11 protein-coding genes are annotated in these 11,261 nt (G+C 32.0%); all 11 read left to right on the top strand.

Translation table 11 applies throughout. The features are described from left to right. A partial coding sequence (locus B1B04_RS25865; RefSeq protein WP_170939082.1) for a hypothetical protein occupies nt 1-306 on the top strand: 306 nt, incomplete at its 5' end. A gap of 578 nt (nt 307-884) precedes the next feature. Next, complete coding sequence (locus tag B1B04_RS24935) at nt 885-1,148, top strand: hypothetical protein (RefSeq protein WP_079564387.1); 264 nt, start codon at nt 885-887, stop codon at nt 1,146-1,148. Nucleotides 1,149-1,384: 236 nt separating this feature from the next. Continuing rightward, on the top strand, nt 1,385-1,717 hold the full coding sequence (locus B1B04_RS24930) for a hypothetical protein (RefSeq protein ID WP_079564385.1): 333 nt from the start codon (nt 1,385-1,387) through the stop codon (nt 1,715-1,717). Between the two features lie 24 nt (nt 1,718-1,741). Beyond that, nucleotides 1,742-2,815 (top strand): hypothetical protein, encoded by a 1,074-nt coding sequence (locus B1B04_RS24925; RefSeq protein WP_079564381.1) that lies wholly within the window; start codon nt 1,742-1,744, stop codon nt 2,813-2,815. A 3-nt stretch (nt 2,816-2,818) separates the two neighbouring features. Beyond that, nucleotides 2,819-4,330 carry a LamG domain-containing protein gene (locus tag B1B04_RS24920; RefSeq protein ID WP_079564378.1) on the top strand — a complete coding sequence of 504 codons (1,512 nt, stop codon included), beginning with the start codon at nt 2,819-2,821 and terminating at the stop codon, nt 4,328-4,330. Further along, a complete protein-coding gene (locus B1B04_RS24915; RefSeq protein ID WP_079564375.1) occupies nt 4,331-5,500 on the top strand; it encodes a discoidin domain-containing protein in 1,170 nt (389 codons plus the stop codon). 18 nt (nt 5,501-5,518) lie between these two features. Continuing rightward, nucleotides 5,519-6,727: a discoidin domain-containing protein gene (locus tag B1B04_RS24910; protein WP_079564372.1), complete on the top strand. Its 1,209-nt coding sequence runs from the start codon at nt 5,519-5,521 to the stop codon at nt 6,725-6,727. A gap of 541 nt (nt 6,728-7,268) precedes the next feature. Further along, nucleotides 7,269-8,402, top strand: a complete 1,134-nt coding sequence (locus B1B04_RS24900) for a discoidin domain-containing protein (RefSeq protein WP_079564366.1) — start codon at nt 7,269-7,271, stop codon at nt 8,400-8,402. Between the two features lie 49 nt (nt 8,403-8,451). Next, on the top strand, nt 8,452-9,363 hold the full coding sequence (locus tag B1B04_RS24895; RefSeq protein WP_079564363.1) for a LamG domain-containing protein: 912 nt from the start codon (nt 8,452-8,454) through the stop codon (nt 9,361-9,363). A gap of 1 nt (nt 9,364) precedes the next feature. Next, nucleotides 9,365-10,720 (top strand): LamG domain-containing protein, encoded by a 1,356-nt coding sequence (locus tag B1B04_RS24890; RefSeq protein ID WP_079564361.1) that lies wholly within the window; start codon nt 9,365-9,367, stop codon nt 10,718-10,720. Between the two features lie 44 nt (nt 10,721-10,764). Then, nucleotides 10,765-11,004, top strand: a complete 240-nt coding sequence (locus B1B04_RS24885; protein WP_079564358.1) for a hypothetical protein — start codon at nt 10,765-10,767, stop codon at nt 11,002-11,004. The last annotated feature ends 257 nt before the right edge of the window (nt 11,005-11,261 follow it).

Raw genomic sequence — 11,261 nt, 5'->3', positions numbered from 1 at the left:
CTTGATTTTGGCATTATCATTGCAGGTCAAACTACACTTGAACATGAGATTGTACTGAAAAACCAATATGGATATGATGTTAAAGATATTCATTTGTATGCTAATACAGCAAACTTCCCGACAGGAATGACTTGTGAGTTTAGTACAAGCTCTTCCCCTTTCATTCCTCAACCTGATTTAAGACTGGGTGGTGTGCTAAAAAACAACGAAGAAATACCATTCTTCATTCGACTAAAAACTGAATTAGGCGCAACACCTGACGCTAACGGTTCTTTTGACATTATCGTGAGAGCAGATAAAGCCTAATCCCGAAAGGTTACGTAAAACAAACTTGCCAACAATGATTACATCACAATCAATGAAGACAAAGGTAAGTTCTGCTTCTAAAAATGCACATATGTAAACGAAGCTTTCGCTAAACAAAAGATTAAAGACTTGAAAGCTCTTTGGGTTGGCTTAGTTAAAAAGCATAAATTAATTAAATTTTAAACTTCTCCTTAACGTTTTTGTTAAGGAGAAGTTTTTTGTTTATTTGACAGAACCACTTGGAAGTAACATTCGCAACTGGTGACCGCAATGGTGGTGATAGAAACATAACAGGAAATATTGTTGAAGCTGTTAAAGATAAAAACAAATCAGTTGTTAAATTGCCACGGCGTCAGCAGGTAAAAACTCGTTAGTGCAACGTGTTTCTTACCATTACGTGTAAAAGTGACATAATTATATTTAAGAGATAAAACATTGATTTTACTAGGTAAGGGGCTTTCTCCCCTACTCTATTTTTTATGTTTTTTTTTAACACTTCAATACAATGAAAGATTGATAAAAATGTTATTCACAAATTCAGGAAACAATCAGAATTCCCTATAACTGGAACACTGATTATGCAAGGTAAAAACTATGCTGAGTATGACCTACTCATAGGTCATACGTTTTGGTTTGTTTGTCAATCAATGAAGTTTTTCTTTGAAATGTCCGATGGTTCTTTGAACTTAAATGATAGAAGAATTGAGATTGAGTACATTATTGATGAAGATGGAAAAACATATCATTTAACAACATACTTTGAAAACAAAGACCTTATCACATATAAAGAAGCCTTTACTGATTTTAACAATATAGAAGATATTCAAAAAAATCGAACTTAAAGTCAATTAATTTTGGCTACAAGAAAACTTACACGAAAGATAGTACTCAACTATTCTTTCAACCCGTTGTTTTACTTCCATTTTCTTCCTATAAGAGGAATTTCATTAAAGTTAAAATCACTTCCAACAAATCAGTAGGGATTGAAGTAGAACGCTTCTATGCCCCTTTAGAAGCCGATAGATCAGGTCAAATTAATTGAATTATTAAAAATCTAACATAAGAAAGGAAATACATTATGAAAAGATTTTGGTTAAATCTCCCCGATATAAATGACCACTTAGAAATAACAACATCTAACAACAAGCTTTCTTTATTGGAGTCTTCAAATGAGAAAGTATATACAATAGACGTAGGAAAATATTCACTAGAAAAACTAAAAGACAATCTAGTTAACAAAGGTTTAGACGCTAGAATAGGAGAAATAAAATCACCTAAAAACACTAAATTAATAGTGTTGTTTTTAGACAATTCATTCACAAACGTAAATGGTAGCTTTATTACTTTTATTGGTGGTATAGAGTCTATTGATACAGGGGATAGACAAGAAGAAAGCATAATTCATATTTAATGAATAAGAAAGGAAAATGCTCATATGGCTATTGTAGGCGGTAATACAGAGAAGAAAAAAATAGGCTTGTCTATTGGTGTCTCAGGAACGCATGACAAAACTATGATTGATAAAACAACAGGATCTTTACAGTTAGTTGATATTGATGTTGATGGTGATGGAAGAACTATATATGTAGACCAAGGTTCTTGGACTTCTGATGTAATTGATTTAGGAGATATTTTTCAAGATTTTGAGAAAGTATTTACAGACAACGAAATCAATGGTGGAAGCACATTCACTGTGCTAACAAGAGTATCAGACAATGGTAGAGATTGGTCTGATTGGGTTACTACTGCGGAAGATGGAAGCATACTATCTGATACTAAACAGTACATTCAAGTGAGAATTGATTTATTTGCAGGCTTTTTATCTGATGTTTTTATTATATCTAAAAGTGATTTTAATATTAATGAATTTCTTGAAGAAAAAGAAGTTAAAGCAGGTAGCTATATTGTTCCTAAACTAACATCAAATACATCTTCCTCAGAAGGTTTTGCTTTTGCTGAGACTGAGTATAATGGCACTTATTCACCTTGGAAAGCTTTTGATAAAGTAGATTCAAGTGAAGGTTATTGCTCAAAAAATGGAGTTACACAAGGTATTCTTGGATTTCGTTTTAAAAATGACAAAAGGGTCACAAAGTACAAAATCAGAAGTATGACAAATAGTAGTGTTTTAAAATCAATGCCTAAGAGTTGGGTTCTTCAAGGAAGCAATGATACTACAGATGGTATTAATGGCAGTTGGTATGATTTAGACACTCAGAGCAATCAAATTTGGACTACAGCGAATACCGATAATGTCTATGAAATATCAAACAAAGGCAGATACTATGCCTATAGAATAAAATTCTCCGAGAACAATGGTCATGCATATTCAGGCATAGGAGAAATGGATTTCTATGAAGAGGGAGCAACTACACTAAGTCTTAAACGTGATTACGAGTATGATATGACATTAGATTCATATTGGACAGATACAGGAAGTTTACACAGACAGAAGGTTAATAGAAGTGATTTTATAAAAATTGATAAACTTTATATTTTTGATAAATAAAGGGTGAGAAAAATAGAAACAAGAGCTATAACAGGTGGAACTATTAATTATGATGTATCCACACCTAGCGTAAACACAATTGAATTTTGGTTAAAACTAAAAAGCAACTTCAATAAAACAATGAAATTATTCTATAATGGAACACTCTCTGAAATGATGATAGATGCTAGGGGTTCAATTGGTGTGAGACATGCTGTGAATAATTATGGAAATCCGGGTAGTATTGTATATGGAAATATTCTTTTAGAGAAAGATAAATCTAATCACATAGCAATAACTATAGGAAACTCAGGTTGCAGAATATATATTAATGGAGAGCTTAGTCTATCTACTACATCTATCAGCTCATATAGTAGAAGTTTTAAAATGATTTCTTTTACTGAAAAAGATGGTGTTATTCTTGAGTTTCCAAAATTTTGGAGCAGGGAACTTAGTAAAGCAGAAATCCTAGAAAGCTATGAGAAAAAAAGAGTCCTTATTTCCAATATAGATGGTTTAATTATGTATGATTTATTTGCAGACACAGGCTCTATAAATGAAGTATCCAATATACCCACAACATCATCTAATATCACTTATCACTCTAAAAAGACAATACTTTATATTACTAAATCACTTATTTTACATGATGGAAAATACAAAAAGATTGAGCGAAAAGAGATTAGCTCAGTATTTTATAACGGTACAAGTTCTTATATGAGGACAACAAAAGTCCACAAATATAACTTGGTAACATTAGAAACTTGGGTCAGACCACATGCAATAACTAGTACACATCAAGATATTATGTCAAACGTTGAAACAGGAGGACACTCTATAGGTCTTCTAAATGGAAAACCTTATTCAAGATTTTATTTAAATGGTGCATATAGATATTGTTATGGAAGTGAGCTTCCATTAAATCAATGGGCGCATATAGCAACAACATTTGATGGCAACACCATTTTATTTTATATAAATGGTGTTAAGGTCGGTGAGTTAAAATATAGTGGAGCAGTTGGAAGCACATCTGCTATATTCTCATTAGGAGCTAACCCTGCTGTTACTTCGGGTTATATAGAGTATTTTAAAGGAGAAATAAAAGATTCAAGAATTTGGAATGTTGCTAGAACAGAGTTGCAAATATCAACAAACATGTATCAACTCTCTGAAAAAGATAGTATGTCGGATAATTTAGTAGCATGGTATCCACAAGACGAGACTTTTGGCACAGTATGTATAGATAAAAGTAAATATGCTAGTGATGGAACTTATTCACAAGCTACCATTTTAACTGAATATTCCCCCAAAAAAACACTAACAGTTTCCTCTATTCTTCCTACTTCAAATCAATTCTTAGAGCAAGGAATGGACAATCTATCTCCCCTATTTGACCGCGAAGTAACAGAATTAGAGCCAATTACAATGACAGATAAAAATGAGGTTTTAAATAGCGAGATTGGTAAGGTTTTTAGTAAGACAATTGATTTAAAAAAATATTTTGACATTAGAAGTATTAGAACTGAGGTGAGATAAATGACTAGAGTTAACGTACCCTCTAATTACAAAGGAGAAGAAATTTCATTTGATTATTTGAATCCTAAGGCTGTTGTTAGTAATGGAACTTCTTCATATACACCCACTGCATTATTCAATGACATTATAACAAAAGAAGGTACTTATGGTGCTGTCTTACTTAGATATACAACAGACTATTTAGAGTTCTTCATACCTGATGATTATATAAATGTTGAGATATGGTTTTCTAGTGGAGCTTACAGTGATTCAGCAGGAGGTACAGGAAATGCTACAACACTAAAAAAATATAATGATATTTTAGGTGTATTTGAGAATATAAATTCAAATATACAAACTACAAGTACATCTGTTTGGTATAAATATTATGATAATTTAGATACAGGTAGATATAGAATATCACCAAATAGAGCATATGTTCAATTCAATGAAATCTTTGTGAGTGGAAGGAAAAGAGATTATTGTCTTCTTCAATCACCCGATAAAACAACAGATAAAATATACTCATTAGAATCCAATAATGCCTCATTATATGAGACTAAAATGGCATCTAATACTACCCCTTCTCCACTAGTTGCTAGTGCTAGTAGTGTTTGGAGTTCTTCTTATGAGGCTTGGAGAGTATTTAATGGCACAAATAATAATAGTGGAGATTGTTGGGCTTCTGCTAATTATAAATCAGGATGGATTCAAATTGATTTTGGAGCAATGTATTCATTTAATAGAATGAGGTTGTCAGCAAGAAATGATTTAGGAAGCATAACAGCGTCACCAAAACACTTTCAAATATTAGCTTCTAAAGATGGTGTAACATATAGTATATTATTTGAAACTAAAAACGAAATAAACTGGGCTGTAAAAGAAACAAGAGAATATACTTTTAAAAGCACAAAAAAATATAGATATTATAAGTTAAATATCATAGATAATAATGGTTTTTCTTATATAGCTATAGGTAAAATTGAATTTTTCAATACTGGTGGAGTGTTAACAGAAATACCATCTAATTCATCTGATAACTTTCTTAAATATGGTCAATCATCTTTAGGAAGTTTTTCTAACCAAATCCATTCAAAGAACTACATTTTACAAAATGTAGTATCAAAAAACGAAGAAGGACTTTGGACAGCTAGAATAGATAGAAAACCATTGAGTATTAATTTTGAATAATATTGAGAGGTGAACAAAATGGCAAAAACAACAATACCTGAAAAAACAAATCCCTCAGTTGAATTTGAATATATATCTTCGTATAACTTAGCTACCCCTTTTGGTAACGCTGTACAAATAACACCTTCTCAACTACAAGGTCTTCTACATGATGGCATCACATCTAAACAAGGAACTTATGGAGCCGTGTTGCTTAGAGAATCTACTTCACACATTGAGTTTGAAGTTAAAAATGACTGCGTATTTTGGGCTACAAGTGGAGCTTATAGCGATAGTGGTGGAGGAACAGGTAAAGAGATAATCATCTACAAATTAGATGAAAATGGTATTTACCAAATATACGAAGAAACAAAAACAAACAATTTAGAAGATTGGTATATTGTATCTCCCCTTCTAAAAAGAGGTCGATATAAGATACATCTTAAAGCAATGTATGTTCAGTTCAATGAGTTTTATTTTGAATCTGTTATACAAAATAAAACATTTATTCTACATGATGGTGAGTATAAGAAATTCACCCCTAAATTATTAGGTAAAGACCCAACTATTAATGTAGTACCCAATATGACAAGCGACACTAGCCCAGTAGGGAAGGCAACAGCAAGGGGCGCTTATGACCCTGCATGGAGAGCATTTGATAAAAATGACTCAACATATTGGTATGATAATGGCTCCAATGCAAGCGCTCCATCATGGCTTCAATACCAATTTGAAGCTCCAAAAATGGTAAATAAAATCACATTGGCATCCTTACCAATTTCAGGTGGCGTATATGGATTAAAAGAATTTTCTTTTTTGGGTAGTTATGATAGTTTAAACTATGACAACCTTCTATCTATTAACAATCATCCTAATAGTAATGCTAAAGTAACCTATAATTTCAATAATAGTAATGAGTATTTATTCTATAAGCTACAATTTGGATTAAGTCATCATAGTTACTATACATTAGTCAGTTCATTTGAGATGTATGAAAAAGATTCTCCTGATATTCCTGCTTATTGGTCAACAATATCGCATACTCTACCTAATTCAACTCAATTTTTAGAAGAAGGAATGGATATCATATCTCCCCCGGTTGACCGCACAATTACAACTTTAGAACCTATGGCAATGACAGATAAAAGTGAGATTTTAGGTGTTGGTGAAGTTGGAAAAATATTTAGTAAAACTATTGCCTTAAAAAAGTATTTCGATATTAGAAGTATTAGAACTGAGGTGAAATAGATGGTCGTCAAGAAATTAGTTTTCAGAAATTTAACAAGAGGTAGTTATTCAGCACTTGGCGGAATAAGGCTATATAATAAAAACAAACAAATCATAGAGTTTAAGAATCCAACTACAGATACTTTGACAAATGCTGTGCTTAGTAACGCAACTACAAAAAACAGAAAATTCTATTATTTCTGACTGTGCGCCATTTAAAGCATTTGATACAACCAAATCCCAATTTAGTACAGCTACATCACAAAATTATTGGATGTCTCCTGCCAACACCAGTTCTCCTAGTACTTTAACAATAGAGTTTACCAACCCACAGCAAATTAGGTATATTAGTACAATTCCAAGACCAACATCCGACAGAACAGATAAAGGTGTTGCAGGAACATACTATATTGATGGATATTACAAATTTGGGAATCGTTTATAAAAACTACCTTTTACAAGACAATGTCTCGAAGAACGATGAAGATTTATGGACAACTAAAATAGATAAAAAGCCTTTGAGTATAGTATTTAATTAGAGAAACGAGGTGAAAAGATTAAAATGGTAAATTACACCGATAATATTATACCAAAAATGACAAGTAACAGTACAAATGGATTTATCGCTACAGCTAGTAGTGAATATAGTATCAATTACCAACCTTGGGGTGCATTTGATAGAGGAGATAACTATTGGGCTTCCTCAAGTGGTTCTTCTAGTGGTTGGATTTCATGCGAGTTTCCAACACCTAGAAAGATAATAAAATTTACTATTAAAAATAGAATTGATAGAACTTCTCCCAAAATTTTTTCATTCGATGGATTTGATGGTGTTAATTGGATAGTTTTATTCAAAGAAGACAGCTCTCCAAACTGGAAAGATGGTGAAAAAAGAGAATACTACATTAATAATACTAATGAGTATAAAAGGTATAGAATTAATATTTCTCAGTCTCAATCTGTTGGAACATATCCAGAAATAGCTGAAATAGAAATGATGGAAGAGTTAATTTATAAAAAGACCCTTCTTCAATCAAATAATAAAACATATTCATTAGAATCAATCGATACTTGGTCTACAACGAGAATGACTTCAAATACTGCTCCTTCCCCTTTAATTGCAAGTGCTAGTAGTGAATATAGTACAGTCATGCAAGCTTGGAGAGCTTTTGATGGCACAATCTCTAGATGGGAGTCTAAAGGCAATGGAGAAGCTTGGATTCAAATTAACTTTGGCAAAATAATCAAGGTAAATAAAATGACACTAAGGGCAGATGGAACATATCCTGAAAGAGCACCAAAAATATTTGAAATTCAATGTTCAAATGATGGTGTTTCTTTTGACACAATATCATCAATAACAGATGAAAAATCTTGGAGCAAAGGTGAATCTAAAGAATATCATTTTAACAACAATAAAGGGTATTCAATCTATAGACTAAGAATTATTTCTAACTTCAATAATGCTACTAATATGGTAGATGAAATTGTTTTTGGTTATGAAACTATGATAATACAAACTATTCCATTTACTTCAAAAGAAAACTTTATTAAATATGGTAAAAATCCACTATTTAACATTAATAAAATTATTACTAATAAAAACTACCTTTTACAAGATGAAGTCTCAAAAAATGAAGAAGGTCTTTTAACAACTAAATTAGATAGAAAACCACTCAGCATTAGTTTTAACTAGTGCTGTTTTTATTTTAACTTCTTAATACAATTAGAAAAGGAATGATTTAATGAGTAGAAATTCTATAAATTTCAAGGCAGGTTCTTATATCGAAGGGGGGACTATTGTCTCTCCTAGTAACATTGTAACTGTGTCTTTTTTTATTAAAGGAGATATGGCTAATGCCAATAGCAGACACACTATTCTAGGGTTTAATGATGGAAGATATAACCTATATTTGATGAATGATACTATCAAAGGCTTTGGTTTTAATACATGGGGTTCTGATATTAGAGGTATTAGTGATGTATCACAAATTTTAGATAATAGGGTTCATCATATTTTAGCGGTCTTTACTAGCAATACCGCAACTGATGAACTATGGATAGATGGTAAGAAACAGACTATAAGTTTAATCACAGGAACAACAGACACAGCAAATATGACTGTAAACAATACTAAGTTATTTATTTCAAGGGGTTATAATCTTTCTACAGCAAGTTACAACGGTCAACATTTCAATGGCAATATTGACGATATTTCTATATGGAGTGGAAAAGTCAGTGTAGAAGAAGCACTATCTCAGAAAGGGAAAGTGGGAAATAAAATTGCTTATTACAATATGGATAATATGAGCAATAGCAATAATGTTGTAGAGTTGGTATCTAAATCATCATACAGTATCACTGGAAGTACATGGTCTTGGGATAAAGAGTTTGTAATTTTTGACTATTTAGCTATTAAAAATCCAACAACAGATGAACACTATTCTCTTGCAGAAAATACTCTCATTCATATACCTGACAACTCTCCTAAAAACATGATTTTACATGGTATTGAACAAGGTAAGGAAATTCAATTAGATGTACCTTTTGACAAGCATAGATACTTTAATGACAAACCTGTTGATGGTGCTAGTGGAAAAGTGTTCACACACTCTATTGGTAAAATTAATACTTTGAATATAACAGAGGCGGAATAAAATGGCAACAATAGGACAATCATTACCAAATCCTGAAAGTGGTTGGAGAAGATATGATGATACTGTTGGTTCGATTGATTATACAGGAACATGGGGTATTGATACTAACGCAGGTTACTATGGGGGCTCTTATCGTGCTTCAAACATAGTTGATAATAAGATTCAAATATGTTTTTTAGGTACGAAGTTTAGAATAATTGCTGATTATTTTACAAACAAACCTAAGGATGTTTCGATAACTGTTGATGGTGTTGAATCAACTTATAGTCAATATAGTACAAGTGCAGTTCAAAAGGCCCTAGTCTACGAAAAAACAGGTCTTAATAGAGAATATCACATTATCACAATCACAGTAAAAGAACCTACAGTATGGACTTCTTTTGACGCAATTGATATTGATGATGATGGTGAATTAATTAGATATAACTATCTTACATCTGATTGGGCAGAACCTATGAAAAAATATGGTGTCGCATCGTTTGGTTTTGATGAAGCAAGTGGAAACACTATAGACAAGCTAGGAAATGGATATGTAGGTACAGTTACAGGCGCTACAAGAGTTATTGGTTGGAATGGTGAAGGCTCTGCTATGAATGGAAATACTACTTCCTCTACAACAGTAAAATTCAATGCTCCTGTAATACCTAATGGCGCAAAAACAATCAGGTTTAAATTAAAAGTAACTTCTAATAAAGAAGGTGTTGTTGTAACAAGAACTCAAGGTTCAGCAGGAAATGGATTACAAATAGGTTTATATAATAGTTATTTATATGTAAACTTATATGAAAAAAATACTTTGATATTTGGTACAGGACTAAGCAAAATACTAGATTTAAACAAATGGTATGACATTATGTTTTCTTGGGATGGAACAACTAGTACTGGCGCAGTAAAACTATATTTAAATGAAGAATTGGTTTCAAAGACAACTGCAATATCCAACGAAACAGCAGTTAGTATACACAATATGTCTGTATTAGGACATTACTCAGCTACAGGGTTCTCATTTGATGGTCAATTAGATGATTTACAAATCTATAATAAAGCTCTCTCCCCTTCTGATTTCACTCAAAAACGTTTAGTAGTTAAAACAACAGATAATAAAAACCTTGTTTTATCCCCTACTTCAACTCGTGTGAAAGAGATTCCTAACACAGCAGAATATATGATGTTAGCTCAAGGTGGCATAGTTAAAGAGATTGATTCAGCAGTTGATAGTCAACCAATTGATTTTACTAAAACTACAACTGAATATGAGATTGTGACTAATAACAAAACACCACTAGGTAAAGGTAGAATTTTTACTATTCCTATTGATAGTGATTTTAAAACAGCAATGATTGAGGACAACTATTAAACTAGTTGTCCTTATAATATGGAAAAATATTAGAGGTCCATACAATGGCTAATACAAAAGATAACTTAAACAAGTATGGTAAACCATTTATTGGTTTTGATGAACCTAGTAGTAATGCTATGGATTCAATTAGTGGATATACAGGAATACTTGTCAACTCCCCTACTCGTGTAACAGGTTGGAATGATAAAGGCTATGCTATGAGTTTTAATGGTAGTAATCAGTATGTACAGTTTAATAATAAACTAATTGATTCAAACACTTTCACTATTAGATTTAAATAAAAGTTAATGCTTTCTGTAACGCATAATAACATAGCAATTCTTTTCATGAATTCTGCTACTACTGACGAGGAAACAGGAAAATGACTTGTCAGTTTAGTACAAGCCTTTCCCCTATCACACCTCAGCCTGATTTAAGACTACGTGGTGTGCTAAAAAACAACGAAGAAATGCCATTCTTCATTCGACTAAAATCTGAATTAGGCTCAACACCTGACGCTAACGGTTCTTTTGATATTATCGTGAGAGCAGATAAAGCC

It is taken from the genome of Lysinibacillus sp. KCTC 33748 (genome assembly GCF_002237755.1).
In the GTDB taxonomy this organism is placed as follows: domain Bacteria; phylum Bacillota; class Bacilli; order Bacillales_A; family Planococcaceae; genus Lysinibacillus.
Note: the sequence above shows the minus strand (reverse complement) of the source record. Positions and strands in the feature narration are given on the sequence as shown.

Excerpts from the sequence above, each read along its gene's own strand:
- B1B04_RS24935 (WP_079564387.1), top strand. The coding sequence starts at position 885 with ATGCAAGGTAAAAACTATGCTGAGTATGACCTACTCATAGGTCATACG.
- B1B04_RS24930 (WP_079564385.1), top strand. The coding sequence starts at position 1,385 with ATGAAAAGATTTTGGTTAAATCTCCCCGATATAAATGACCACTTAGAA.
- B1B04_RS24925 (WP_079564381.1), top strand. The coding sequence starts at position 1,742 with ATGGCTATTGTAGGCGGTAATACAGAGAAGAAAAAAATAGGCTTGTCT.
- B1B04_RS24915 (WP_079564375.1), top strand. The coding sequence starts at position 4,331 with ATGACTAGAGTTAACGTACCCTCTAATTACAAAGGAGAAGAAATTTCA.
- B1B04_RS24910 (WP_079564372.1), top strand. The coding sequence starts at position 5,519 with ATGGCAAAAACAACAATACCTGAAAAAACAAATCCCTCAGTTGAATTT.
- B1B04_RS24900 (WP_079564366.1), top strand. The coding sequence starts at position 7,269 with ATGGTAAATTACACCGATAATATTATACCAAAAATGACAAGTAACAGT.
- B1B04_RS24895 (WP_079564363.1), top strand. The coding sequence starts at position 8,452 with ATGAGTAGAAATTCTATAAATTTCAAGGCAGGTTCTTATATCGAAGGG.
- B1B04_RS24890 (WP_079564361.1), top strand. The coding sequence starts at position 9,365 with ATGGCAACAATAGGACAATCATTACCAAATCCTGAAAGTGGTTGGAGA.
- B1B04_RS24885 (WP_079564358.1), top strand. The coding sequence starts at position 10,765 with ATGGCTAATACAAAAGATAACTTAAACAAGTATGGTAAACCATTTATT.